The sequence below is a fragment of the [Clostridium] citroniae WAL-17108 genome, from assembly GCF_000233455.1.
Classification (GTDB): domain Bacteria; phylum Bacillota; class Clostridia; order Lachnospirales; family Lachnospiraceae; genus Enterocloster; species Enterocloster citroniae.
On record NZ_JH376424.1, the window covers coordinates 187,432 to 212,288 of the forward strand.

At 46.1% G+C, this 24,857-nt stretch carries 26 protein-coding genes; 5 read left to right on the forward strand and 21 right to left on the reverse strand.

The features are described 5' to 3' along the window. Window positions 1–9 precede the first annotated feature (9 nt). Together HMPREF9469_RS18030 and HMPREF9469_RS18035 are read left to right on the forward strand one after the other, a co-directional pair. The gene (locus tag HMPREF9469_RS18030) at window positions 10–690 is read left to right on the forward strand and encodes an ABC transporter ATP-binding protein (RefSeq protein ID WP_007864658.1); all 681 of its coding nucleotides are present in this window, start codon (window positions 10–12) and stop codon (window positions 688–690) included. Between the two features lie 4 nt (window positions 691–694). Continuing rightward, on the forward strand, window positions 695–2,878 hold the full coding sequence (locus HMPREF9469_RS18035; protein WP_007864672.1) for an ABC transporter permease: 2,184 nt from the start codon (window positions 695–697) through the stop codon (window positions 2,876–2,878). 104 nt (window positions 2,879–2,982) lie between these two features. Here HMPREF9469_RS18035 and HMPREF9469_RS18040 read toward each other — a convergent pair whose 3' ends face one another. The 8 genes from HMPREF9469_RS18040 to HMPREF9469_RS18070 all read right to left on the reverse strand — a co-directional run bounded on the left by HMPREF9469_RS18040 (window position 2,983) and on the right by HMPREF9469_RS18070 (window position 7,141). Continuing rightward, window positions 2,983–3,867: an aminoglycoside 6-adenylyltransferase gene (locus HMPREF9469_RS18040; protein ID WP_007864674.1), complete on the reverse strand. Its 885-nt coding sequence runs from the start codon at window positions 3,865–3,867 to the stop codon at window positions 2,983–2,985. A gap of 453 nt (window positions 3,868–4,320) precedes the next feature. Then, a complete protein-coding gene (locus HMPREF9469_RS18045) occupies window positions 4,321–4,551 on the reverse strand; it encodes a hypothetical protein (protein ID WP_007864676.1) in 231 nt (76 codons plus the stop codon). A gap of 95 nt (window positions 4,552–4,646) precedes the next feature. Next, complete coding sequence (locus tag HMPREF9469_RS18050) at window positions 4,647–5,348, reverse strand: hypothetical protein (protein WP_007864678.1); 702 nt, start codon at window positions 5,346–5,348, stop codon at window positions 4,647–4,649. A gap of 101 nt (window positions 5,349–5,449) precedes the next feature. Further along, window positions 5,450–5,581: a hypothetical protein gene (locus HMPREF9469_RS33365; RefSeq protein ID WP_007864680.1), complete on the reverse strand. Its 132-nt coding sequence runs from the start codon at window positions 5,579–5,581 to the stop codon at window positions 5,450–5,452. Window positions 5,582–5,585: 4 nt separating this feature from the next. Continuing rightward, window positions 5,586–6,254, reverse strand: coding sequence for a hypothetical protein (locus tag HMPREF9469_RS18055; RefSeq protein WP_007864682.1), 669 nt, complete (start codon window positions 6,252–6,254; stop codon window positions 5,586–5,588). A gap of 120 nt (window positions 6,255–6,374) precedes the next feature. Then, a complete protein-coding gene (locus HMPREF9469_RS18060) occupies window positions 6,375–6,662 on the reverse strand; it encodes a hypothetical protein (protein ID WP_007864692.1) in 288 nt (95 codons plus the stop codon). A gap of 15 nt (window positions 6,663–6,677) precedes the next feature. Then, a complete protein-coding gene (locus HMPREF9469_RS18065; protein ID WP_007864694.1) occupies window positions 6,678–6,911 on the reverse strand; it encodes a hypothetical protein in 234 nt (77 codons plus the stop codon). 50 nt (window positions 6,912–6,961) lie between these two features. Then, entirely contained in the window at window positions 6,962–7,141 is a 180-nt protein-coding gene (locus tag HMPREF9469_RS18070; protein ID WP_143111247.1) for a hypothetical protein, read from the reverse strand. A 220-nt stretch (window positions 7,142–7,361) separates the two neighbouring features. On the opposite strand from HMPREF9469_RS18070, the gene HMPREF9469_RS18075 reads away from it, so the two are divergent. After that, window positions 7,362–7,568 carry an Arc family DNA-binding protein gene (locus HMPREF9469_RS18075; protein WP_040416768.1) on the forward strand — a complete coding sequence of 69 codons (207 nt, stop codon included), beginning with the start codon at window positions 7,362–7,364 and terminating at the stop codon, window positions 7,566–7,568. A 115-nt stretch (window positions 7,569–7,683) separates the two neighbouring features. Here HMPREF9469_RS18075 and HMPREF9469_RS18080 read toward each other — a convergent pair whose 3' ends face one another. The 4 genes from HMPREF9469_RS18080 to HMPREF9469_RS18095 all read right to left on the reverse strand — a co-directional run bounded on the left by HMPREF9469_RS18080 (window position 7,684) and on the right by HMPREF9469_RS18095 (window position 10,618). After that, entirely contained in the window at window positions 7,684–7,965 is a 282-nt protein-coding gene (locus HMPREF9469_RS18080) for a hypothetical protein (protein ID WP_007864703.1), read from the reverse strand. A gap of 43 nt (window positions 7,966–8,008) precedes the next feature. Next, a complete protein-coding gene (locus HMPREF9469_RS18085; RefSeq protein WP_007864705.1) occupies window positions 8,009–8,836 on the reverse strand; it encodes a rolling circle replication-associated protein in 828 nt (275 codons plus the stop codon). Between the two features lie 103 nt (window positions 8,837–8,939). Continuing rightward, the gene (locus HMPREF9469_RS18090; protein ID WP_007864708.1) at window positions 8,940–9,212 is read right to left on the reverse strand and encodes a hypothetical protein; all 273 of its coding nucleotides are present in this window, start codon (window positions 9,210–9,212) and stop codon (window positions 8,940–8,942) included. Next, complete coding sequence (locus HMPREF9469_RS18095; RefSeq protein ID WP_007864711.1) at window positions 9,209–10,618, reverse strand: hypothetical protein; 1,410 nt, start codon at window positions 10,616–10,618, stop codon at window positions 9,209–9,211. The genes HMPREF9469_RS18090 and HMPREF9469_RS18095 overlap by 4 nt, the downstream gene beginning before the upstream one ends. Before the next feature lie 768 nt (window positions 10,619–11,386). On the opposite strand from HMPREF9469_RS18095, the gene HMPREF9469_RS18100 reads away from it, so the two are divergent. Then, window positions 11,387–12,439 (forward strand): tyrosine-type recombinase/integrase, encoded by a 1,053-nt coding sequence (locus HMPREF9469_RS18100; protein ID WP_007864713.1) that lies wholly within the window; start codon window positions 11,387–11,389, stop codon window positions 12,437–12,439. Between the two features lie 165 nt (window positions 12,440–12,604). Here the strand turns inward: HMPREF9469_RS18100 and HMPREF9469_RS18105 are convergent, their stop codons facing one another. From HMPREF9469_RS18105 to HMPREF9469_RS18145, 9 genes are all read right to left on the reverse strand, one after another. Continuing rightward, window positions 12,605–14,641, reverse strand: coding sequence for an FtsX-like permease family protein (locus tag HMPREF9469_RS18105; RefSeq protein WP_007864715.1), 2,037 nt, complete (start codon window positions 14,639–14,641; stop codon window positions 12,605–12,607). Then, a complete protein-coding gene (locus tag HMPREF9469_RS18110) occupies window positions 14,625–15,410 on the reverse strand; it encodes an ABC transporter ATP-binding protein (RefSeq protein ID WP_007864718.1) in 786 nt (261 codons plus the stop codon). The genes HMPREF9469_RS18105 and HMPREF9469_RS18110 overlap by 17 nt, the downstream gene beginning before the upstream one ends. Window positions 15,411–15,510: 100 nt before the next feature. Next, the gene (locus HMPREF9469_RS18115; protein ID WP_227884435.1) at window positions 15,511–16,497 is read right to left on the reverse strand and encodes an ATP-binding protein; all 987 of its coding nucleotides are present in this window, start codon (window positions 16,495–16,497) and stop codon (window positions 15,511–15,513) included. Between the two features lie 110 nt (window positions 16,498–16,607). Continuing rightward, a complete protein-coding gene (locus HMPREF9469_RS18120) occupies window positions 16,608–17,330 on the reverse strand; it encodes a response regulator transcription factor (protein WP_048930545.1) in 723 nt (240 codons plus the stop codon). A 100-nt stretch (window positions 17,331–17,430) separates the two neighbouring features. Next, window positions 17,431–18,060 (reverse strand): hypothetical protein, encoded by a 630-nt coding sequence (locus tag HMPREF9469_RS18125; protein ID WP_007864728.1) that lies wholly within the window; start codon window positions 18,058–18,060, stop codon window positions 17,431–17,433. A 69-nt stretch (window positions 18,061–18,129) separates the two neighbouring features. After that, window positions 18,130–19,983: an ABC transporter ATP-binding protein gene (locus tag HMPREF9469_RS18130; protein ID WP_007864731.1), complete on the reverse strand. Its 1,854-nt coding sequence runs from the start codon at window positions 19,981–19,983 to the stop codon at window positions 18,130–18,132. Continuing rightward, window positions 19,980–21,722: an ABC transporter ATP-binding protein gene (locus HMPREF9469_RS18135; RefSeq protein ID WP_007864734.1), complete on the reverse strand. Its 1,743-nt coding sequence runs from the start codon at window positions 21,720–21,722 to the stop codon at window positions 19,980–19,982. The genes HMPREF9469_RS18130 and HMPREF9469_RS18135 overlap by 4 nt, the downstream gene beginning before the upstream one ends. Window positions 21,723–21,736: 14 nt before the next feature. Continuing rightward, window positions 21,737–22,174 (reverse strand): MarR family winged helix-turn-helix transcriptional regulator, encoded by a 438-nt coding sequence (locus HMPREF9469_RS18140; RefSeq protein ID WP_007864737.1) that lies wholly within the window; start codon window positions 22,172–22,174, stop codon window positions 21,737–21,739. Window positions 22,175–22,409: 235 nt separating this feature from the next. Then, window positions 22,410–23,432: a zinc-dependent alcohol dehydrogenase family protein gene (locus HMPREF9469_RS18145; protein WP_007864741.1), complete on the reverse strand. Its 1,023-nt coding sequence runs from the start codon at window positions 23,430–23,432 to the stop codon at window positions 22,410–22,412. Between the two features lie 282 nt (window positions 23,433–23,714). Here HMPREF9469_RS18145 and HMPREF9469_RS18150 point away from each other — a divergent pair, with 282 nt between their 5' ends. Beyond that, window positions 23,715–24,854 carry an ROK family transcriptional regulator gene (locus HMPREF9469_RS18150; protein WP_007864744.1) on the forward strand — a complete coding sequence of 380 codons (1,140 nt, stop codon included), beginning with the start codon at window positions 23,715–23,717 and terminating at the stop codon, window positions 24,852–24,854. The last annotated feature ends 3 nt before the right edge of the window (window positions 24,855–24,857 follow it).

Sequence of the window (24,857 nt, forward strand, 5' to 3'; positions counted from 1 at the left end):
GCGAGCCCTTTGGAAATCCTAAAATGTGAGAATTTAAGCAAGATATATGGTTATGGCAGTAACAAGGTAATTGCCCTGGACAGGTTTGACCTCTCAGTAAACAAAGGGGAGTTTGTCGCCATTGTAGGCGCATCCGGTTCAGGTAAATCCACGCTGCTGCATCTGATTGGAAGTGTAGATAAACCTTCCGAGGGAAGAGTAATGATCGAGGGGATTGATATTTCCACTCTAAATCCCACCCAATCCGCCATGTTCCGGCGCAGAAAGGTGGGGTTGGTTTATCAGTTTTATAATCTGATCCCAACCCTGACCGTCAGACAGAATATTTTGATGCCCCTTCTGTTGGACAAAAGGAAACCAAACCAGGAGCATTTTGAACAGGTAGTAAACGCATTGGGCATATCGGATCAATTGGAATCACTGCCTGTCCAATTATCCGGAGGGCAGCAGCAGAGGACCGCCATTGCCCGTTCTTTGATCTACCGCCCGGCTCTGTTGCTGGCTGATGAGCCAACGGGCAATCTGGATAGGAAGAACTCCAAAGAAATCATGGACATGCTTAAGCGATCCAACCGCAGCCTGAACCAGACTATTTTGTTGATTACCCATGATGAGGGGATTGCGCTGGAAGCCGGACGCGTCATAACCATTGAGGATGGGCGTGTTATCAGCGACCGGAGGAGGGGATAGGAATATGTGGAAGGATTACTCAAGGAGTTATATTAAGAACAATCGTGCTTCCAGCATATCCATTATTGCGGCTGCTTTTATTGCCGCGTTATTTCTTTCGTTTCTGTGCAGCCTGTTTTATGGCTTTTGGGTATACGAGGTTGAGGGGATCATCATGGAAGAAGGGGATTGGCAGGGCCGCATTACTGCCGGGATCAATGAGGAGGATCTGATCACCATTCAGAATTTCAGCAATGTTAAAACAGCGGTTATTAATAATGGATTGTCCGGGGAACAGGAGACGGTTGTTGACATTTACTTTGAAAATGTAAGAAATATTTATAAGGATATGCCCCTGATCACAGAAAAGTTAGGTCTGGAGGAGGATGTGGCTTCCTTTCATGAACTGCTTTTGTCCAGATATCTGATCCATGATCCCCAGGAGAGGAACCCGCCGCTTTTAATGACATTTTACCTGGTTATCCTCCTGCTTGTGTCCGTTTCCCTGATACTGATCATCCGTAATTCTTTTGCAATTTCCATGAATGGAAGGATCCATCAGCTTGGTATCTTTTCCAGCATTGGGGCAACACCGGAACAGATACGGACCTGTCTGATACAGGAAGCAATGATGCTTAGCCTGATACCAATCCTGCTTGGCAGCCTGGCGGGAACCGGCCTAAGCTACGGGGTGAGTCAGGCGATTCAATGGATAGGGGCAGATCTTCCGGGCAGGCATGAATCTGCCTTTCAATATCATCCTCTTGTATTTGCATGGACGATCCTGTCATCTGTTATGACTGTGTTATGCTCAGCCTGGCTGCCGGCAAGAAAGTTGAGCAGGCTGACCCCATTGGAAGCCATCCGATATACGGGAGAATTGAAACCCAGAAAGGAGATACATTCCCCTGTCCTGCGTTTTTTGTTCGGAATAGAGGGAGAACTTGCAGGAAATTCCCTGAAAGCCAGGAGGAGATCCATGTATACCTCCACAATATCCCTTACCCTTTCTTTTTTGGGCTTTACATTGATCCTGTGTTTTTTTGCCCTTTCAAATATCAGCACGGAATATACTTATTTTGAGAGATACCAGGATGACTGGGATATTATGGTCACTTTAAAGGATACGGAGATTGAAACCTTTGGACTGTCCGGCCAACTGCGCAGTCTTAAAGGAGTGCGTGATCTGATCGTGTATCAGAAATCAGAGGCTTTCTGCTCTGTTTCTGAAGGGAATCAAAGTCCGGAACTGGCTGCAATAGGAGGTCTTAGTGCGGTTACCGGCCAGCAGGGTCCATGGACCGTAAAGGCCCCAATTGTTGTGCTGGATGACGCAGGATTTACAGATTACTGCAAACAGATTGGTGTTTTGCCCAGACTTGACGGAACCATTATTTTAAACAGGATATGGGACAGCCTAAACAGCAATTTCCGGTATCCCAGATATGTTCCCTATATTGCAGAAGACCGCAGCAGGATTCTCCTGGAAAGCGCAGGGGAGGAGAGTAAAGCAGAGGTCCCTGTGACAGCTTATACTCAAAAAGCGCCTGATCTGAGGGAAGAGTACGATGACTATGCATTAGTACAGTTTATCCCTTTGTCTTTATGGAAAGAGATATCCGGGGACATAGAGGGGACACAGCAGGATACATGGATCCGTATATTATCTGAAGAGGGAGCTTCGCTGGAGGAACTGGACGCCCTGGAAGAGGACGTACTCTGCCTGCTGGGCGGCATATATGATATTGAAATTGAGAACCGGATCCAGGAAAAGATTACAAATGATATCATGATATTCGGATATCAGCTTGTCATAGGCGGGCTGTGTTTCATCCTTGCATTGATCGGAATCGCCAATGTGTTTTCCAACACCTTAGGTTTTCTGCGCCAAAGAAAGCGGGAATTTGCCCAGTATATATCCATAGGCATGACTCCGGCAGGAATCAGAAAGATATTCTGTATTGAGGCAGCAGTGATTGCAGGACGCCCAATTCTTATTACCATTCCCCTTACTGTTGCAGCAGTGGGGGTTATGATAAAAGCAAGCTATCTGGACCCGATGGAGTTTATAGCCAAAGCCCCCGTTGGTCCCATTCTGGCCTTCTGTCTGATAATGGCTGGTTTTGTGGCACTGGCCTATTATCTTGGGGGGAAGAAAGTCATGAAGTGCAGTCTGTCTGAGGCACTGAGGGATGATACATTGGAGTAATGGATATGTGCGGTTAAGGGTCTTAAAGGGGCTGCAGCAAAATGATTAATTTCTCGTCATAGAGCGGCAGCTCTGCTCAAAACTGCGCATTCAGCCCCGATTGGTTAAACTTTGTCAAAAATTGTTGTTGCATTTTTGGGAAGAGACTGTATATGCTTTAAGAAACCGTAACTTGCGTTTGCTTCTTCTACATGATAGGTGTGTCCCCACTTTGTTTCTAACTCAAATGCAGTATCATGAAACAGGTCGCACATTATGAACACAGAACGCCAAATATCATCTATGTTGCCATTGATATATGTTTTTAAAAATCTATCCCATATTTCTTCCGGTAAATATGCTTTCAAGTTTTTTGACGCCTTTCCTGTTGAAACCTGGAAATTTGTTTCATAACCCACTTTCCAATTTAACAATTTTACTAACTGTGGATGGCTGCCATCATAAAACATTTTATGTACATAGGGTATTTCTTCACGCCACAAGCCTTTGGCGATATTATTCAGGCACCACCAAAACTCATTACAGCAGGCCCAAAATTCATCTTGGCTTGGTTTCCTGATCCGGTAATCCTCATCTGACGGTTCAGGGATTTTTGGTAAAATACCATCTTTATCCAACAGGATCATACATAATTTATCTTCCCCAATATTTACTTCTTCAATGGGAATAACATGCAGATCAAGTCTGTTTCCGTCTTTGAACTGTATCAGCCACCCGAAGCACTTATTAAGATCAACCTCCATCCCCATACATATGTCAACTTCTTCCGGACATTGCATAAACAGCCTTTCTCCGAATAGGTCAATCCAGTTTTTGTCTTCATAAAAAGGCTTTGTCTGATGAACCACATATACAATATCATAATCTTGAAAAATGTCTTTCTTAATATTCTTATTTGTTCTGGAGCCGTTCATATAAACGGCCCGTATTCGTTCATCATTTTTTGCGGTACCTATTATCAAATCAAGCATTTCCTGTTCAGTTCTCATTTGATTTCTTTCCTGCCTTTCCGGTTAATTTATATCATTACACATTTGGAAGTAAATGTCAATCCAGGCTGCCTGCCCGCAAATCAATCATTGAATCCAGAATGTATAACCAGCTTTCCATTGAAATCTGTGCCGTGTTTGCCCTGAATTGTTGTGACTTTAAAGGGGAAGGAGTCCATATTTGTGAAGGAGATTGATGCGGTCTACGGGGAGGATATGAAACAGGCGCAATACACTTGCCTGTAATGCGGAAACCGCCTTTGTCCGAAGAAGCGGACCATATGGTGAGTTTTTACAGCAGTATTATCTGAAAAAACCAAATGGGATCCCTAAGGGCCGTGCTTCAGAAGGAGTAGCGGTTGACGCATAAATGGTCAGAGGAAATTACGCAGCTTTGTAGCAGACATGGGGCACACCTACAACTATTCGCGAAAGTCTAGTAATCAGTAAGTACTAAACAGTAGGTTCCAAACACAAAGAACCTACCGCCGAAACTATTTTGTTATGTATATCAGTAAACGCTTTTATCTGGGATTCATATAAGACCATACGTTCATGAACATCAATGTCCAAAGTATCAAAAATCCTTTTATCGCGTTCATAGCGGTGCTTTACGATATCCAGTTTCTCCGTTGCTAATATGTCCAGGTAGAGCAGTTCTGTCTTATCAAAATTCACCAACATAATAAACCTCCATAACGTAGATAATCCAGACAATGACGATCCGTAACCATATGGGACATGGCACTGGGAGCGGACAAGGAAATGCATATATTCCATCATATCCGCACACGGCCCGGGCTAAACAGGGAACGGTAAATTACAAACATCAACGCAACCCCAGCAAAGAAAATAATCAGCCAATAGTATGTAGCTTCACTTTGAAGCATAGGATACCCCTCAAGGTCACTGTACACAATATAGTTATTGGCCTGAAGCCGGAAGGAACCTTCCGACCCGGAAGTCCAGGTATAATATCTGGAATCATAAGCAATATATTGTGCATCCTCCGCCGTGAAGGTGGTACCATCACAGATCATATCCTTTGCATAAACCAGACGGTAAGCGTACTGACCATGACGGAAAAGCACGTAATGGACGTTTCCCAGCTTTGGAAGCACATCAGACATATAAGTTACCACCGTAGTAGAAATGGACGAATCATAGGGCGTATACGAACTGTAAACCACAGGGGAACTGATATTCATGATATTAGCTACCGTTTTCGCTTTGTTCCGTTCAGCATTAGAAGGACTAGCAATGCGAGCATTAGAGCCAGAAGCAACAGCAACATCCTCCATGTAATCATCATCCTCATCATCAGCCATATCATCCTCATACTCATCACCCTCCGCCAATTCAGGATACAGGATTTCCATTATCTGCTGATACTGATCAAAATCCATATCCTCATCAGGGACACTGGAAAGCCATCCATTCATATCATCCTGCGCAGCCTGAGGATATCCCTCAGGAGCCATAAAATCCTCCTCAGTGAGCGTATACTCACCCGCATAAGACCGAAAACAGTATAGAGCACACAGAACCAAACAAAGTAATACACAATACATCCTCCTCCATATCATAAGCGCACATCCCCTCTAAAGGCCATCCCAAGGAACAATGTAACAATCCGCTGTCCCAGGGCAAAGACAATCGCATAAGGCATGGCTTCCCTAATTACATCCGCAAATAATCCAATAGCAACCTGCATCTACTCACCCCCAATCCTGCCGGTATCGGTTCATCACTGCGTAAGTATCATAACTGTCATACAGCGCAGGGGAGTGGAACCAGAAAAACCGTTTAATACTGCTGGCAACAACCTCGCCATCTACCTCCCGGGCATTTTTCGCATCAATCAGGGCATTAACCTGTATACAGCGGAGCATGGTACGGCAGGCAACCGCATAGCGGAATTGCTCACGGAACGGTTTCGCGATACGGCTGAATACCTGGGATGTCCCCACGATATGCTTGCGCTGTTTCCGCTGCTGGGAAACTACCGTGAAGATATTGCTATCCATCTTTTTCGATTCCAGGGAATTAAATTCCAGGTGTATCTCATCTATCAGGTATATCACCCCGGCATAGCCATTATTGATATCTGTGAAACAGTGGACACCATCCCAGGGATATACCTCAATACCCTCAGGCAGTTTCAGATCCATGTTACTACATACCTTCACCTGGGGATACAACTCACATAGTCGCTGGACATACTGAACAGCACTGATTGTCTTACCAGCACCCTGCATCCCACAAAAAACAATAATCCCATCCGGGTCAAAATACTCAGGATGCTGTTTACGGAACTCTTTGTTATACTTCCAGACCTTAAACACATTCCCAATGTCCAGAGAACCCATATACCATTTAAAAGACATAACAACCTCCAAACAATTCTGACAATTCACCTTTATAGATAGCCGATCCGCAACTAGAGAAAAAGAAATTGTCAGAAAATAAAAAAAGGGAAGTGGCCACCGCCACCCCCAACCCCTGAGCTACATGGACACCTTACCTTTACGGAATGCTGCCATAAGGGTACGGACTGCCTTGCGACCGCCCCACCACATGAACACCAGGCCAATGCCAGCGCCTATGGCTGTAGCAATCACACCGACCACGGTTGTTACGGATATTTGTCCTGTCATGGCTGTGATGATAGGCGCCCAATCCGTGGATGTGACAGTACTGGCTTCAGATGCCAAAGCCGGAAAAGATGAAACTGCCATAAGACCAGTAGCGACCGGGAGAGTGCCATACTTCTTTAAAGACTGATACAACTTCACCTTAAATCCTCCTTTCTAGTTAATGCCCACAAGTGCAACCTTACCCGATACCGGGTTATATTCTAATTCCGCCGTTACATCGGAATAAGGTTCAATACCGGAATACCTGCCATATGCCTCCGCATCCACATAACAGCGGAGGGAATCCAATCCCTGGGCAAAGCCGGCTACATAAAATACCTGGGACGGGTCCTTAAAACCTTGCCTTTTTTCCACACCTAAAAACTTAAATTCACCTTGTACTTTCATGACTTAACCTCCTTAACCATTCAACCTGTTACTAAAACATTTATTTACAATTACTCCTTATCTCGACAAGAATCTAATACCCACCGATTCATGTCAAGGATATAGGCCCATTCCACATCACCATCCTGCCACTGAATTAAACATTCATGCTCCTCAATTTCCAAAACACTAAAACATGTAACCTTATCATTCATTATGGCAGGATATTTTTTTCCAATCATGTATTCCATACTCATAGCCCCTTCCCATGGAAAATCTTAATATACAAAAATCTGAAATCATGGTAAAATAGTTGTACCCCTACACCTATTCGGAATGACTCAGATTTTCGGAAGGTTACCAATGCACCTACAACAACCACGCTATCACGAGTGACAAAGTGACGTCACCTCTTGTTACTTAGTCTATCACAGGTGACGTCACTTTGTCAATAAAAGAAAGAGGAATTTTATGCCATCAAATTTACCAAGACTAACTGTCAGATTACCACAGGAAACTATTGATAAATTAAAAGAGATTGCAGAAGCAGAACATAGAAGTACAAATGAACAAATTCATCACATATTAGATAATTATATTAAGAATTATGAAGCCCAACAGAACCGGGCAGAACAGAAGAGTAAGTTGGAAAAGTCATCTATCTCAAGGACTGGTTAAAGAAACTCATGAAAAAACGGAGCAGTACACGCTGCTCCGCTGGAAGGAGAATACTATGATAAGCTTAATTACAAAATTCATTACATTTGCAACTCAGGATATGACACACATAATTCTATGCCTTTTTGGAATCATCCTTGTCATAACCTTGTTTTTGGGTCTTTTTACACTTATTAAAAACTTTATCTATAACCACATCCATTAAAACATAACAAACTGCAAGGAAAGAGAATCCAGAACAAAGACCAATGCCATACCAACCAAACCAATTATCTACAGGAATAGTAGCAAGGGCACGTTCAGTATCGGCAAATATTAACCAAAGAAACACTCCAAAAACAAAAGCCAAAAAAAACATTACAGAACAACAGAACCATAACACGATTTTTTTTAACATGAATACCTCCTTGACAGATTACAATTAATAAGCTACACTGATATCAAACCTCATATATATTAACTGATTGGGTCATGTCCCCATAACATACTTGCGAAACCTTTTTGAACCTTGAACTGTCATCCAGTTCCTGAGACAGGATAAAACGGTCTGTAGCATCCAGGGTAAAAACCTCTTCCAAAGGCAAAACCAAATTCCTGGAACACCAATAACGCTTCCTACCATGCAGACCATTTAACATATCTTTCGTAATGTACTTTGTTATGTAGGACGTGACCTTTTCCATCTCCCTGACCTTTGTTGCTGTCATCCAACCTAACTTATAGCTGCCTATTTTATATATCTTTTCTTTCGTCCGTACAAACTTACTTCTAAGCCCTCGAACCCTCTTTACAACATACTTACCAGTCCATACTATCTGACGTTCATTAATCCCACTAAATAATCCATGAAAATGATATGCACCATCTTTATGTTGTTCAGGCACAACCAGATAGGAGAGAGCAGGAGAGGAACGCTTTAGATTATTAAACCATTTACTGAGGTACTTTGTACATTCATCATAATCATATCGATTCACTTTATCAGGACTGAAAGTAAAAGTAACAAACCATTCCCATTCATTTGATTTAGCATAATCATAGACTTTTTTCTTTGTCCTTTTTATACTCACCTCATCCACATGGTTCTTATAATCCTTAATATCAACCAATATATCCTTACACACTTTACCATCAAACGGATTACGATCACCCCCATTACGGGGCCGTACAGGGATACTTAAATCATCACTACCAATCGTATTCTGATAGATACGGTATTGTTTAGTAAGGTCAGGATAAGTGATTATCTTCACATTATATAGTTCCATATGACCCCCTGTTTTTATAAAAATGAGTGTTAAGTGTTTATACTGTCAAGTAATGGCTACCGGACCGCACCGCTGGTGCGGTTCCGGCAGCCATGCCAACCACTCACTCAATCCCAAGGAAAGGAATCTTCCGCAACACATACATCACAATCTTATAGACCTTCTCAAAATTCGCTACAACAATCACGAATGGCAACATGATTTTCACCAGATCCATATTAAAGAACAGAAATACAAACCCAAGACCAGCGCGCATATATTGAAAGAGAGAATCCACTACTGTCTGAATCTCACCTGGCAGCTCCGGAAGATTAATCCATCCAAAAATCAGTTTTAGGGCAGAAGAGAAGAGGTCAAACACACTTTCCAGAATCAATTCATCATCACCTCATTCCATTTTTCCTCACATAGCTGCACGAACGCCATCACTAAATAAATACTTGTGACGGTCTTAATTGCCACAACCACGAAAGAAAAATTAGTATCTAAAAACTCAGTCAGATTAAACGACATCTCAGGCCATAACAGATTTTCCATGATAGTAAAAGAGGGGAGTACCAGCACACAATCTGTCTGAGATGAGTTGGCAAAAATATCAATGACCTCCAATAGTAAATCAATAGGGAAGGAGAGGAACCCAAACCTTTCACTGAACCAGCTATAGAGGTCATCAAAATAAGCCTTAAAATATTCGTCTGAGGGAATGAAAAGTTTCTTCAGACCCTCAATGATAAAATTTCCATGGGATTCAATAGCAGTAGTGACCTTATTAGTATTGGCATCATCAGCAGCTATGATATCATCCGTGTTCGTCCGATCAGCTTCCAATTGTTCGGTATGTTGCTGAGACATTTTATTATATAAATTCGTAAATTCACCTGCAAGTTGATTCCAAAAAGCCGTAAGCTGAGAGGAGATAGTCTGAATCGTATTTTTTATCAATTCAATAATTGTGTCACCTTGTTCGACCTGCTGGGCTGTATTATCACTAATTGATTGATTAATGTCCTGGTTAATATCATCTGACCCAGGAGAACCACCCTCAACTGGCGTATCACTAGAAAGTCTCGTAAAACTGATAGACACATAACCACCCCAAGGAGGTGTACCAGTATCCGATTTAAGCCAATTAGAAATATTAAGCTGGTCAGCAGATGCACCAACTGAAACATTAGAATTAAGATAAAAATCACCTGAACTATATGTACCCGTAACAGGAAATGAAGTTGATTGCTCATTGACATTGCTATAACGAACCCCAAACCATAAAGCACTACCACCATACGATATATACGTATTACTACCAAAATGAACTTTTATATTATATTTACCAGCAGGAGGTAAAGACTTTTTTGACAAAACAAAACCAAACCATGATCCAGAAGCATAGTTAGATGGGAGAGGAATAGACGCATAGCCCTCATCATCAACCTGAGAAAAAACATGATGCAGCACGCCCGACATATCATAATAGGCAAGGCACATCTGTACACCAGAATAATCAACCGAATTGGATACAGTATCATTATTAGATGACATAAGCGTAGGAACATCTAATATATCAAATGCATCTGATTCCATGCATTCATCCATAGATGTTGCATTATTTGGTGATGCAATTAAAACATCCTCATCCAAAGATTCGACAAAATTCGAGTAGGCACCCGAGGGCCGTACTTCAGAAGGAGTAGCGGTTGACGCATAAATGGTCAGAGGAAATAAAAGGACAATAACCAGGGAAAAACTCAATGAAAGGATTTTACGCAGCTTTACAGCAGACATGGGGCACACCTCCAACTATTCGCGAAAGTCTAGTTTAACGAATAGTTGGAAGGAATAATGCCGCAATCTCGCATAAACGCAACGATATCCCGATAACATCTTAAATTACAGTCATTTCAGCCGAATCGCCATATGTACAATAATAAATAGTCTCTTCCTCTAACACTTGCCCATACAGCATCCGAAACACAATCCTGCCAGGTATCCATTGGAACTTGGCCAGGTATCGCTGAGTATTTCCTTTTATATATTATATCCATTATAATTATATCCAGGAGCATCTTCAATATCTCCTGGTTTCTGATCGATTCCTTATTGTACAAGCTTTATGCTTTTTATATAAGGTTTTTGTTTATAGAAATAATTATATTTTCAAATATGTTAAATAATTAACAAATCAATGTAGTTATATGGCCGGCTGCAATTTCTCTTTTACTCTCATAGGAATCAAATCGTAATTGAATCAAGGGCATAATTGATAAAATCCATAATATACCCTATCACAATTAATCAAACTCCTTCTCTTCCGCCCTTCATTCATGATTGTTGACAATTTCATACAACAGATTTCATACAACAGTTTACATAAAATATTTATGTAAACCAAACCACGAAAAATCAATCCATTTTCCTCTCCTGCCCTCAACAAACCAACATTTAATATTATATTCTAAATAATAATTGACAATCAATGATTTATAAGGCTAGAATATAAAACAGACCAGTAATGTCAGATAATCGTTCCTGGTGAAAGGAGGTTCTTATAATATGAGTAATTTATCCTATCATGAACAGATAGACAGGGAAAATATATTAAAGCTTCGCCATTTGATTAAGGACTTACCGCCCTTTTGCGGGGATTTTTTCCGGGGGATCGAGCCAAGGACTTCATCCAGGACACGTATCGCATATGCCTATGACCTGCATGTTTTTTTTGATTTCCTCCACAAGGAAAATCCCGTTCTTGCCAAAAAAGAGATCATGGATATTACCCTTGAACATTTAGATCAGCTTTCCGTGACGGATTTTGAAGAGTATATGGAATACCTTAAGTATCGATTTAATGAAAAAAACCAGGAGGTTATGAATAAAGAAAGGGGGATCATGCGTAAAATCTCCTCTTTGAAAAGCTTCTATAATTATTATTACCGAAATGAGCGGATTAAAAATAATCCGGCCGCCCTGGTGCAGCTTCCCAAACTTCATGAAAAAGAGATCATCCGCCTTGATGTGGATGAGGTTGCTCTTCTTTTGGATGAGGTGGAACAGGGGGATAAGCTCACAGACAAGCAGAAAAGTTACCACCTGAAGACAAAAGTAAGGGATCTGGCATTATTGACTCTTTTGCTGGGAACCGGTATCCGCGTGTCCGAATGTGTGGGGCTCAATATTTCTGATATTGATTTTAAAAACGGCGGTATCCGTATTTACAGGAAAGGCGGGAAAGAGGTTACTGTATATTTCGGCACAGAGGTGGAGGATGCACTGCTGGATTATCTGGAGGAACGGGACCGCATTATTCCGGAAGCGGGGCACGAGGATGCTCTCTTCCTCTCCCTCCAGCGTAAACGGATGGCTGTGAGGAGTGTGGAAAATTTGGTAAAGAAATACGCCAGGACCGTGTCACCTTTAAAACCCATAACCCCTCATAAGCTGCGCAGTACTTATGGGACAAATCTGTACCGTGAGACCGGTGATATCTATCTGGTGGCAGATGTGCTTGGACATTCGGATGTAAATACGACCAAGCGCCATTACGCTGCTCTGGAGGATGAACGCAGACGCAGCGCCCGCAATAAAGTAAGGCTTCGGGAAAAGTAGGAATTGTCCTAATAAAACAATTCCTTTTTTGGAAAGGCCAACAGTGTAAATGTAATTGCAGTTTTATTTTACCGCAAAAAGGGGATTCTCAAATCACAAGTGTGAAATGAAAATCCCTTTTTTTAAATGAAAATCCCCTTTTTTAGCAGCAGGCAGCCACAAAACCTAATCCTGTACAATCTTAAAGTAAGTCCTTGCTGTCAACCGGTAAACAAACAGGTATACTGCCCCGAACACAAGCACGGAGCCGACCGTAAATGCAGCAAACAACCGTGTATTATACATGCTGAAGATGGACAGCAGGCTGCACATGGCGGGAAATGCTACGATAATATGGATAACCGCCATACCCAGGGGAAGAAAAAATACCATCATGACCTGCCTTGTGATGGTGTTCTTCACCTCAGCAGTGCTCATGCCCACTTTTTCCATGATCTGAAACCGCTCCCTGTCATCGTAGCCTTCTGTTATCTGTTTATAGTAGATGATCATTACCGTGGCGGTAAGGAACAGCGCAATAAAGAATATGCCCACAAACAGGATGCTTCCGTACAGCTGGTAGAACTCTGTCCGTATCTGGTCCCTTGCAATCCCTCTGGTGATGCCTGGAATCCTGTCCTTAAACTCCGCCTGGAATCCGGCCTGTCCCTGGGCCGGCCCCTTCAGGTCAAAAAAGCAGTGATAGCTGACCTGGATGCGGTTTCCGTCCTCCTCTCCCAGAATCCCGCGGCTTGAACGGGCAAGATCCTGTAAGTCGGCAAACTCCGGCAGTATCAAAAGCACCAGATCTCTGGGAGTTGCAAAACCCGGCAGCTGGGTTATATCAAATTCCTCCAAACGCCCGGCAATCCGGTAACCCAGGCCGCAGAGATCCACCGAATCTCCAAGGGTCACGGCAGGCGCGTAGTACATTGCCTCACCGGGAGCCAGGATCGCATTTCCGTCATTGTTCCGGTTATAATCCGAAAGGGTCAGGACGTAAACCATAAGCGTGCCCGGATCATAGCCGCGGACTGCCCTGATCCGGTTCCCATTGTAGTCTGCATTAAAGGAAAGCTGATAGAAATCCATCATGTTTTCAAGTTCACAGTTATGTTCAAGGGCCAGGCTGCGGGCCGCTGACCGGATGGCTTCCGGTACCTGTTGGGGCTGATGGGCGTTTTCATGATCCAAAACGCCGGAAGGCAAAGATTCAGCGTTCTCTGCCCTTGCATACAGGGAGATTTCCCTGGGATACTGGTTCCTTAATATATCCTCCTCCCCAACATATAAGCTTGCGCAGGTGGAAAGGGTAATGAGTACTGCGGCGGACAGGATACAGATGCCGGAAAGGCCTGCCGCATTCTGCTTCATGCGGTAGATCATACCGGATACAGCCACAAAGTTTTCCGGTTTGTAGTAAAAATCCTTCTTTTTGCGCAGGGTTTTCAGGATTGCCACACTGCCCGCCTGGAACAGGCAATAGGTCCCGGCCATGACCAGTATGACGGAGGGAAAAAAGAAATGGAGCGCACCGGAAGCAGTCCGGGTGTGGATGGCGATCCCATACCCTGCCGCCAGGGCTGCTGTGCCGGAAGCTGCCATAAACCATCTGGTTTTTGGCTCCCGCTCTCCCGTTTCGCTGCTTTTTAAAAGTTGGATGGGATTTGCCCTGGACACGCTGATCAGATCATACACCAGGACAATGGAAAATGCAGTCCCATAGATCAGGCAGGTCCTGCCCACCGACTGGAATGGGATGGTAAACATCAGTTTTCCGGGCAGTTCCACCAGCTTTAGCAAAAGCAGGAACATGGCCTGGGAGAACAAGGCGCCTATTATGATACCTGACAAAAGACTGGCGGTCAATCCGATCAGCACTTCCCAGAACAGAACAAAGCCAAGGTGCTTTTTCTCCATGCCGAGGACGCAGAACAGGCCGAATTCTTTTTTTCTTCGTTTCATCACAAAGCTGTTGATATAAAACAGGATCAGGAAAACAAATAACATACAGATATTTCCACAGATTTCAACAATCACCTGCATAATATCCTTGCCGGCCATCTGACTTTTTTCCACCATGACCCCCACGGAATCCAGAACATATAAAAGCCCGGCCAGCAGGCCGCCAGCCAGCAGGTAGGGTCTGTAGATACTTGCGTTTTTTTTCATATTGGTGAGGGCCAGCCTTGGATAGAAAAGGAAGTTATGCACGCTGTTCATCACGTTCCTCCCCTCTTTTGCGGGTGGCCAGAACCGTTAATGTGTCGGATATCTTCTGGTACATTTCCTCATTGGTGCAGGTTCCGCGGTAGAGCTGATGGAAGATGATCCCATCTTTGATAAAGAGTACACGGCCAGCATGGCTGGCTGCCCTGGTGCTGTGGGTTACCATGAATACGGTTTGTCCGGAACGGTTCACTGCCTTAAAAATGCGCAGGAGCCCGTCTGCTGCCCGGGAGTCCAGGGCTCCGGTGGGCTCATCTGCCAGAAGCAGCCGCGGCTTTGTGATCAAAGCGCGGGCCACTGCCGCCCTCTGCTTCTGTCCGCCGGATACCTCGTAAGGGAATTTTTCCAAAAGGTCCTCAATTTCAAGCTGCTTTGCAAGAGGCGCAAGGCGTTCCTCCATTTCATGGTAATCCTTTCTTGCCAGAACCATGGGAAGGAAAATATTATCCTTGATTGAAAACGTGTCCAGCAGGTTAAAATCCTGGAACACAAATCCCAGGTTATCCCGGCGGTAAGCGGCCATACGGCTGTCCGGGATCTTTGACATATCCTTTCCATCCAGCATGATGCTGCCTGAAGTGGGTTTATCCAGGGCTGCCAGAATATTTAACAGGGTGGTCTTTCCGGAACCGGATTCTCCCATGATGGCCACGTATTCCCCGCGGTCCACGGAAAACTCAATATCTGCCAGGGCCACTGCCTTCACACCGCCGAAATGGGCGGTATATACTTTCTTTAAGTGTCTGACTTCCAAAAGAGACATAGTTACCTCCAATCTTTCCTGTATCTGTATTGTGTCTCCTATTATAGAAAGCATGGAAAAAAGCTGCCATAGAAGCAGCTTACATTTTTCCCTTTGAACCTTACATTTTTGAAAGGCTTCCGGATAAGCCGAGATATACCCGCGTCCCCTCTCCTTCCCGGGAATCGATGCGGATGGTCTGTCCAAGCATTTCCATGGCCTGGCGGCAGAGGAACAGGCCAATGCCTGTTGAACGTTTTTCCTGCCGTCCGTTATATCCGGTATACCCCCATTCAAACACTCTGGGGATGTCTTCCCTGCGTATACCTATGCCATTGTCCTCGATCACCAGTTCAGACCCGGCCCAATCGCCGGAGGCAGCCATATGCTCAGATCCGGTTACATAGATGCGTATGTCCCCCTGCCGGGTGTATTTTATGGCATTGCACAGAATCTGTTCCAGGACAAACAGGAACCATTTTTCGTCAGTGAGCACGGCTCCCTTTAACGGCTCCAGATGGACCGTGGTCTTGTTATAGATGAAAATGGGGGCGCATTGCCGGACTGCTTTTTTGACCAGGGAATCCAGGCTGTATTCCTTTAATACCAGGTCACGGCCGGCCTGGTCCAGACGCTGGTACTGCAGCGCCATATCCACATACTGTTCAGCCTTCAGCAGCTCCTGCTCCATTGCCTGGCGGTCCACCTGATCCTCCTGAAGCAGCAGATTCATGGCGGAGACCGGTGTTTTGATCTGGTGGGACCATAGAGTATAATATCGGCTGTTCTTTTGCTTTTCTTCCCTGCTCCTCTCCTTTTCCTCCTTGCAGCGCTGCTGCCAGAGACGGACCAGATGGAACCATTGTTCATCTTTTCCACCGGCAGGGACTCCTGTTTGTTCAAGGCCCCCTTTATTTTTGTCCCCTTCATTTTTCTTCTCTTCATTCCTGCCATCTTCATCTTTGGCAGGCAGCGGAGGCAGAAATAGTCCATTCTCCGCCTGAAGCGTCAGCTCCCGGATCCTGCGGCAGGTTCGCAGATCGGTTAAGAAATCCAGGATCGTGCAGGTGAGTACACAGGCTGAACTGAGCAGGAGGATATATGTCATGGATTGCCACGGAAGGTCCTGCAGCCACCAGATTACAGTGACTAGAAGGAGAAGGATCATTGGAAAACGAAAGGGTGTGCGTTCTTTACAATACGAAAAAAAGAGGGAGATCATGACCTTACCTCCTCTTGCCCCATAGCTGCCTCGTTGCAGATTCCTGCTTCAGACAGAAGATACCCAAGTCCCTTTTTTGTCTCAATCAGTCCCTTTAACCCGATGCTTTCCAGTTTTTTGCGAAGACGCGTCATATTAACGGTAAGGGTATTATCATCGATAAAATGTTCGCTCTCCCACAAATACCGGATGATGCTGTCCCGGGATACCACCCGGCCTTTCTGCTCCATCAGACATTTCATGATCCGCAGTTCATTCTTGGTCAGATCCAGCTTTCCACTGCCTGAGGCCAGGGATCCGTCTCCTATGTTAAGGACAGCAGCACCCGCTCTCAGTACGGTCTTTTGTTCATTAAATGTATAGGTCCTGCGCAGCAGCGCCTGTATTTTCGCCAAAACCACTTCCAGCTTAAAGGGCTTGGCCAGGAAATCATCCGCCCCCAGATTTACTGCCATCACCAGGTTCATATCATCCGAGGCAGAGGATATGAAAATGATAGGCACCTGGCTTAGTCTGCGGATCTGGCCGCACCAGTAGTAGCCGTCAAAAAAGGGAAGCGAAATATCGAGCAGGACCAGATCCGGCGCTGTCTGTTCAAACTGTTCCAGGACGCGGCTGAAGTCAGTGACTGCCGCCACCTGGTAATTCCACTTTTCCAGTGTGCGTTTCAGAACATTGGTTATGGTGTTGTCATCTTCTACGATCAATATATGATACATGCTTCCTCCAAACATGGGTGTGTACTCCGGCAAGATCAGATGCAAAGATGGGGGCCGGTAATCTCCCGAGCGTACACGGATCAATCCGAGCGTACACGGATTAATAAGACCGGGAGGTCCGGTAAAACAAGCGGTCCTTTAGAATCCGTTTTAAGGGGCCCGGAATCCGCTTGCTTTCCTCAATGGCCTCCCCCATCATATCACCCAGATGAAATGTCTGTTTCCTGAGATCCTTTACCACCTGGGCGGCTTCTACCTGCACCTCGGAATACCGCACCAGGGATTCCATAAAACGTGAGAATGAATCCAGATACCCGTTCCTGATCCCGTAGTTCACGTCAATGGCCACATAATTTTGAAAATTCAGGATCTCTCTCCCATCCGGGTTGCTTTGAAGGATGATAGCCTCGATCTCCCCGCTGTACCTCCACTTCAGGCGCCGCTCCAGCTGCCTTTTAAAATCCACAAATACCCTGTCGCTGTAATACCACGCACTGCTGCCGATCTCATAGACCTTCCGGTAGCCGCCGCCTGTCTCCGGGTCATTGGTATATCCCACAGCATAGATGGAGCAGTACCTGCTGGAGTTATAATAAAGATAGCTGAACTCCTCCACGATTTCCCGGGCTCCCGGAAGGCTGGGACGGACAAACAGCAGGACAATAATATGTTTTTCGTTTAATTCCCGTTCTTTTTTAACGATTTCCTCATAGGTACTCACTGGAAACATGCAAAACTCCTTTTTTACATTATCTTATCATTTTGCAGCTTCTGTGAAAAGGGGTAATTCTCTTAAAACTTACGAAGCTTTTGCAGCAAACTGGCTGTTGTACAAGTCCGCGTAAAACCCTCTTTGCCTGATTAGGCCGTCATGGGTACCGTGTTCAATGATGGTGCCCTCCCGCATGACCAGGATCAGATCCGCATCCCGTATGGTGGAAAGTCTGTGGGCGATGACAAAACTGGTCCGCCCCTTCATCAGGTTCCCCATTGCCTTTTGTATCTCGATCTCTGTCCTGGTATCCACGCTGGAGGTGGCCTCATCCAGGATCAGGATGGACGGGTCCGCGAGTATGGCTCTTGCAATGGTAAGGAGCTGCTTTTGTCCCACGGACATGCCAAGGAGCTCATCATCCACCATGGTCTGGTAACCCTGGGGCAGGGTACGGATAAAGTGGTCGATCCTGGCTGCTTTTGCTGCCTGGCGGATCTCCGGACCGGTTGCCCCGCTTCGCCCGTATGCGATATTCTCCGCAATGGTTCCGTTAAAAAGCCATGTGTCCTGCAAAACCATACCCAGGATGGAACGCAGCTCCCTGCGGCTCATTTCATTGATATTGACATTGTCAATGGTTATTTTACCTCCCTGCAGTTCATAAAAGCGCATCAGCAGATTTACCAGGGTGGTCTTGCCTGCTCCGGTTGGCCCCACAATGGCCACCTTGCTTCCTGCCCGGACCGAGATATTGATATCCTCCATTAAAATCCTGTCCCTGTGATATCCGAACCGTACATGTTCAAAGGAAACATTTCCCTTTGGCTGCGGCAGCAGCTGTTCTTTGGCAGTGTCCGGTATCTCCTCCAGTTCATCCTGTATCTGGTAAACCCGCTCCGCTGATGCGATTGCACCCTGCAGTCGGTTTATTATATAGGACAGCTGGGTAACCGGCTCGGTAATCTGATTGATATACTGGAAGATGGCCTGGATTTCACCGATTGTAATAGTGCCGCTGATAACGGATACAGCGCCGCGCACAGCAATGATGACATAGCCGATCTGCCCCAGAAAACGCACCAGGGGCGTGATGGCGTAGGTGATGAACTGTGCCTTTGTGGATTCCTTCTGCAGCTTGTCATTGAGTTCGTCATTGGTTTTTACCATTTCATCCTGCAGGTTAAATGCTTTAATAATGGCATTTCCCGTAAATGCCTCCTCAATGCTGGCGTTCAACTCCCCCAGAGCAGCCTGGTTCGCTGCATAATACCGGTTGGTTTTAAGGGAGATCAGGGCTGCTGTGACCACGCTTACCACAATGCTGCCCAGGGCGATCATGGTCAGTGAGGGGCTGATCACCATCATCATGATAAATGCCCCCGCAATGGTCACCACGGATGTGATCAGCTGGCTTAAGCCTTCCTGCAATGTGTCCGCCACCTTTTCCAGGTCACTGGTGACACGGCTCAGGATATCTCCTTTCTTGTGGGTATCATAGTAACAAAGAGGCAGCCGGTTCAGTTTTTCACTGATGGACCTGCGCATGGACAGGGAGATGTCCTGGGAAATGCTGGCCATGATATACTGTTCAAGAAAACTGAACAGGGCGCTGAACAGGTAAAGCACTGCGATCACCCATATGATCTTACCCATGGTGGACACGTTGACCTGGAAGGCGGTGCCCTGGGATACGGCATTCTTTATGCCGTCATAAATCTGGTTGATGGCCTGGCCGATCAGGGCAGGCGTGATGATATTAAACACGGCGGCGGCTATGATGCAGAGAACCACTGCCAGTATCTTGGCTCTCTGTTTCATCAGATCCCTGAAAAAACGTTTTGCCGTGCCTTTGATATTTTGGGCCCGGTCAGCCGACATTTCATCCCCAAACAATTCAATGGAACTCTGGCTTTCCAGGATGTCTTTTTCCTCACTCATGCGGATTCCTCCTGACTTAATTGGGATTGGGCAATGTTTTGGTACACGGAACAGTCTGCCATCAATGTTTCATGGGTACCCTTTCCAACGATCCGGCCCTCATCCAGAACAATGATCTGGTCCGCATCGGTAATGGTACTGATCCTCTGTGCCACAATGATAACAGCACTCATCTTTACTTCCTGCTTTAACGCTTTGCGAAGCTTTGCATCCGTCTTAAAATCAAGGGCGGAGAAGCTGTCGTCAAACAGGAAGATATCCGGTTCTTTTATAACAGCCCTTGCAATGGACAGACGCTGCTTTTGTCCGCCGGAAAAATTGCCGCCCCCCTGTGATACGGGAGCATCCAGGCCCTTTTTATGTTCACGGATAAAATCATCAATCTGGGCAATGGCGGCTGCATGGTGCATTTCCAGGTCCGTGGCATCTTTTTTCCCATGGCGCAGGTTATCGGCAATGGTCCCGCTGAACAGGAACGCTTTCTGGGGCACATAGCCGATCATATCCCTCAGTTCCCGCTGACCGTACTCCCGTATGTCTCTTCCTTTGATCAGTATATTGCCTTCCTGTATATCATAAAAACGCATCAGCAGGCTGGCAATGGTGGACTTGCCGGAGCCGGTCCCCCCGATGATTGCGGTGGTCTGGCCTTTGCGGACGGAAAAACTGATACCATGGAGTACATCCTCCTCCGCGTGTTCATAGCGGAATGTGACATTTCTAAACTCCACTTCCCCATGGGAAACGGGATCCTCTAATTTCACGACCTTGCCTGAAACAACGTTGTCTGAGATTTCGGGCTCCATATCAAGAACCGCATTGATGCGCTGTGCACAGGCCTGGGCCCTGGGCACCATGGCAAATACGGCAACCCCCATGATCAGATACATGAGGATCAGCACTGCATACTCAATGATCGCCATGATATCACCGATCTGCATGTTTCCGGCAGCCACCTGTTTCCCGCCAAACCACAGGATCAGCAGGGTGCACAGGCTCATTACACCCATGACCATGGGAAGTACGCAGGCAAAAAACTTGTTGGCTCTTATGGCAATTTTGGCGTAATCTGCAAAAGACTGATCCACCCTTGCCTTTTCATGGCCGGTACGGTTAAAGGCCCGGATCACCCTTACGCCGATGATATTGTCCCTGACCGTACGGTTGATCTTATCCATCAGGGTCTGGAGATGTTCAAACATAGGGGTTACCCTGGTGATCACAATTGCGGAAAAAGCGATCAGGAACATCATAAGCCCCAATATGATGAAGGCCAGGAGCCTGTTCTTGGAAAAAGCCAGGATCAGCCCGGCAATGGTCATGAAGGGAGCGGGAAGCAGCATCTGGACCAGGGCTGAAAATGCCTGCTGGATCTGGACCACATCACTGGTACTGCGGGTGATCATGGAAGCTGCACCAAACCGGTTAAAATCATTTGCGGAAAATGACTGGACTTTGAAAAATAAGCGTTTGCGTATATCACTTCCCATCCCGGTTGCAATATAGGTGGAAATGTAGGTGCCTCCAATGGACACGCCTGCAGTGAATAAGGCGACAACCAGCATAAAAACCCCGGTTTCACGCACATAGTTCAGATCGCCTGCCACGATCCCGCTGTTAACAATACCTGCGGTAAGGGTTGGAATATACAGGGTTCCCAATACCTGAATGAACAGGAGCAGGAACATAAAAACAGTCCATTTTTTGTATGGTTTCAAAAAAACCATTAGTTTTAGCATTAAATAATTCTCCTTTATATATTTTTCTCAAAACCATGTTTCATGATCTGCAGCAATTGGAGCAGCCCCTGTCTCTGTTCAAAGGAAAGCTGACCCATGGCAGCCTCTTCCGCCTCCATCAGGCGCCCCATTACCTGGTCTGCGTACTCCTGGCCGGATGGGGTAAACTTGATAACCTTATTGCGCCGGTCAAAGTCCATTTCCTTCATCTCCACGTAACCGTTGTCCAACAGTCCGCGTATGAGTTGGTTGACGCTCTGCTTTGGAAAATGGAGCTGTTCGCAGATGAATTTCTGGGTGCAGTTTTCAGGCGTGTCATATATGATATCCAGCACAAGAAGGCCGGCATAGGTCAGCCCCACTGATTTGGCGTAGGTTTCATACAGGTCTTCAATGGAATCCATAATATCAAAAAACTGTCGTAACTGCTCTCTCACGCTTGGATGGTTCATAGGTTATCCTCCTCAATTAGTCCGTATATTTTACTATTCACTGTGTGGACTATACTATCATAGCACTGACTGCAATGTCAATGAAGGATTTCTGAATATTTTATAAACTATATACACCGTATAAGGCGGGATAGGATAAATATAAAAGGACCTCCGCTTTCCCATGTCTGCGTATGGGTGCAGATATGGGAAAGCGGAGGTCCTTTGACCAAGTGGATTTCTGTTCGATTATGTGTTATGGTTCAACGATCACCTTAATGGATTCTGAACTTTGCTGTGCCAGGATCGCCTGTTCCAGCTGGTCCAGCGGAAATAAATGGGTGATCAGAGGCTCCAGCTGAATGGCATTGCTGTTAATAAGGGCGACAGCGCGGCCGTGGGTATCCGGATTAATGATGGACCCCACAATGGTCAGTTCCTTTTGGAAGATCTCCTCCAGATGCATGGCGTAGGTGGAACCGGGACTGGGTACGCTGAAAAGCAGAATGACAGCCCCTTTATCCGCTGCTTTAAACGCCTGTTCCGCTGCGGCCGGTATTCCCACGCACTCGATGACAACGTCAGCTCCCGGCGTTCCCAGGATCTCTGTCAGCCGCTGTCCGATCTCCTCGTGCACCGGGTCAATGACCGCGTCCGCACCCACTTCCATTCCGATCTCACGCCTCATGGACACCGGCTCGCTTAAAACCACCTTGGAAGCGCCTGACAGTTTTGCCAGCTGAACCATTATAAGTCCGATGGCACCGCCCCCGATAACGCAGACAGTGTTGCCGGGCACCAGACCGATCCGGTCAATCCCGTGGATACAGCAGGCCAAAGGCTCTGTCATGGCGCCGTACTTTAAGGGGATTTCTTTGTCAAGCTGATAGCACTGCGTCTCCGGTACGGCACAGTACTGGGCAAAACCGCCGTCCCTGTTGACGCCCACTGCGTAGAGGCTTTCACAGACCTGTTTTTTCCCAATCTTGCAGTAATGGCATTTGCCGCAATAGCTGTTGGGATCCACAGTGACATGGTCTCCCGGCCTTACCGTGGTGACGGCGCTGCCTGTCTTTTCCACAACCCCGGCCAGTTCATGTCCAAGGATCACCGGAGGATGCACTTCGGCCGAACCTTTGCTCCCGTGATAAATATGTACGTCCGTGCCGCAGATACCGCAGGCGGCAACGCGGATCAGCACATCATGTTCCCCTGTTTCCGGTACAGGGATCTCATCCAGCCGGAACTTTTTGTCCCCTAAAAAGTAATTTCCCTTCATCCAAACATTCCTTTCCCTGTTTTCATCATAAAACAGTTTGAAAAATAACTTATACAAAAGTACTTTGCTTATCTGAATAAACAATAACACGGGAAGGATGTAATGTCAATCTCTTTTTGCGTGGGAACAGGGACGTGGGAACAGGGACGTGGGAACTGGGACATGGGAACTGGGGCGTATTCTTGGTGTACGGGGCATCTTACTGCTTTACTTTGGGGACATTTACAGGTAAAATAAGAATGTTAACTTTTATAAAAGTGAATTGCAAAAGGAGTGTATTAAATGATGTCAGCTGAAACTTCATCGGTGACTTCCTCAGAGCTGCGTGTTACCAACCGCCGCAGGGTCCTGCGGATTGTTTATGAGCACAAAGAGATCTCCAAGCAGGATATCAGCCGTAAGCTCTCCATGAGCCTGCCCACAGTGACACAGAACCTGAAGGAATTTGAAAACCTGGGATTAATTGAACGCAGGGGGCTTTATGAATCCACCGGTGGGCGCAAGGCGCAGATATACTGCTTTGTATCGGATGCGCGTATTTCCGTTGGAGTCATCCTGCTAAAAGAATCATATGGAATTGTTATGGCGGATCTGTATGGCAAGATCTTAAAGGCGGAGGAATTTCCCATTCCCTTTGCCCGCACATCTGCGTACTTTGAGCAGCTGGGCACATCGGTCCGGGAGTTTGTCTCCCTCACGCCCTACCGGCAGGATCAGGTCCTTGGGGTGTCCATTGCCCTGCAGGGGCTTGTATCCGCTGACGGGACCGCGGTTATCTATGGAGAGATCCTGGACTGTACGGATCTGACCTTGGAGGAGATCAAAAGGCATATCCCATATCCCTGCACCATGATCCACGATACGGAAGCTTCAGCCACTGCAGAGGTCTGGGCCCAAAAGGATCTGAAGGATGCCGTGCTCCTGCTGCTGACCCGTAATTTTGGAGGAGCGCTGATCATCAACGGCCAGGTGCACCGCGGCCACGCGCTCAGCAGCAGCGTCATTGAACATATGAGACTGTACCCGGGAGGACGTTCCTGCTACTGTGGAAAGAAAGGCTGTATTGAAGCCTACTGTTCCGCCTATGCACTGCAGCTTCAGGCAGGGGAAGCCCTGGGAGGGTTCTTTTCTGCCCTTCGCGCAGGCAGCAGGGAACGCGCCGTAATCTGGGACCATTACCTCCATGACCTTGCACTTGCCATCAGCAATATCCGTATGCTGCTGGACTGCGAATATGTGATCGGAGGATATTTGCAGAGATTCATGGAGGATCAGGATTTTTCCCTTCTGACCCGGTATGTCAATGAGGAATGCCCCTTTAAATCCTCCCCCGTATATCTGCGCCGCAGTGTTTTTACAGAGGATTCCGCAGCCCCTGGGGCAGCTATTTCACTGGTCAGGAAGTTTCTGGATTCATTTTGAGTT

What these genes read in the sequence shown, in the direction of transcription:
- HMPREF9469_RS18035 (WP_007864672.1), top strand. Translation starts at nt 695, where the DNA reads ATGTGGAAGGATTACTCAAGGAGTTATATTAAGAACAATCGTGCTTCC.
- HMPREF9469_RS18040 (WP_007864674.1), bottom strand. Translation starts at nt 3,867, where the DNA reads ATGAGAACTGAACAGGAAATGCTTGATTTGATAATAGGTACCGCAAAA.
- HMPREF9469_RS18045 (WP_007864676.1), bottom strand. Translation starts at nt 4,551, where the DNA reads ATGTTGGTGAATTTTGATAAGACAGAACTGCTCTACCTGGACATATTA.
- HMPREF9469_RS18050 (WP_007864678.1), bottom strand. Translation starts at nt 5,348, where the DNA reads ATGGCTCCTGAGGGATATCCTCAGGCTGCGCAGGATGATATGAATGGA.
- HMPREF9469_RS33365 (WP_007864680.1), bottom strand. Translation starts at nt 5,581, where the DNA reads ATGCAGGTTGCTATTGGATTATTTGCGGATGTAATTAGGGAAGCCATG.
- HMPREF9469_RS18055 (WP_007864682.1), bottom strand. Translation starts at nt 6,254, where the DNA reads ATGTCTTTTAAATGGTATATGGGTTCTCTGGACATTGGGAATGTGTTT.
- HMPREF9469_RS18065 (WP_007864694.1), bottom strand. Translation starts at nt 6,911, where the DNA reads ATGAAAGTACAAGGTGAATTTAAGTTTTTAGGTGTGGAAAAAAGGCAA.
- HMPREF9469_RS18070 (WP_143111247.1), bottom strand. Translation starts at nt 7,141, where the DNA reads ATGGAATACATGATTGGAAAAAAATATCCTGCCATAATGAATGATAAG.
- HMPREF9469_RS18075 (WP_040416768.1), top strand. Translation starts at nt 7,362, where the DNA reads ATGCCATCAAATTTACCAAGACTAACTGTCAGATTACCACAGGAAACT.
- HMPREF9469_RS18080 (WP_007864703.1), bottom strand. Translation starts at nt 7,965, where the DNA reads ATGTTAAAAAAAATCGTGTTATGGTTCTGTTGTTCTGTAATGTTTTTT.
- HMPREF9469_RS18085 (WP_007864705.1), bottom strand. Translation starts at nt 8,836, where the DNA reads ATGGAACTATATAATGTGAAGATAATCACTTATCCTGACCTTACTAAA.
- HMPREF9469_RS18095 (WP_007864711.1), bottom strand. Translation starts at nt 10,618, where the DNA reads ATGTCTGCTGTAAAGCTGCGTAAAATCCTTTCATTGAGTTTTTCCCTG.
- HMPREF9469_RS18100 (WP_007864713.1), top strand. Translation starts at nt 11,387, where the DNA reads ATGAGTAATTTATCCTATCATGAACAGATAGACAGGGAAAATATATTA.
- HMPREF9469_RS18105 (WP_007864715.1), bottom strand. Translation starts at nt 14,641, where the DNA reads ATGAACAGCGTGCATAACTTCCTTTTCTATCCAAGGCTGGCCCTCACC.
- HMPREF9469_RS18110 (WP_007864718.1), bottom strand. Translation starts at nt 15,410, where the DNA reads ATGTCTCTTTTGGAAGTCAGACACTTAAAGAAAGTATATACCGCCCAT.
- HMPREF9469_RS18115 (WP_227884435.1), bottom strand. Translation starts at nt 16,497, where the DNA reads ATGACATATATCCTCCTGCTCAGTTCAGCCTGTGTACTCACCTGCACG.
- HMPREF9469_RS18120 (WP_048930545.1), bottom strand. Translation starts at nt 17,330, where the DNA reads ATGTATCATATATTGATCGTAGAAGATGACAACACCATAACCAATGTT.
- HMPREF9469_RS18125 (WP_007864728.1), bottom strand. Translation starts at nt 18,060, where the DNA reads ATGTTTCCAGTGAGTACCTATGAGGAAATCGTTAAAAAAGAACGGGAA.
- HMPREF9469_RS18130 (WP_007864731.1), bottom strand. Translation starts at nt 19,983, where the DNA reads ATGAGTGAGGAAAAAGACATCCTGGAAAGCCAGAGTTCCATTGAATTG.
- HMPREF9469_RS18135 (WP_007864734.1), bottom strand. Translation starts at nt 21,722, where the DNA reads ATGCTAAAACTAATGGTTTTTTTGAAACCATACAAAAAATGGACTGTT.
- HMPREF9469_RS18140 (WP_007864737.1), bottom strand. Translation starts at nt 22,174, where the DNA reads ATGAACCATCCAAGCGTGAGAGAGCAGTTACGACAGTTTTTTGATATT.
- HMPREF9469_RS18145 (WP_007864741.1), bottom strand. Translation starts at nt 23,432, where the DNA reads ATGAAGGGAAATTACTTTTTAGGGGACAAAAAGTTCCGGCTGGATGAG.
- HMPREF9469_RS18150 (WP_007864744.1), top strand. Translation starts at nt 23,715, where the DNA reads ATGATGTCAGCTGAAACTTCATCGGTGACTTCCTCAGAGCTGCGTGTT.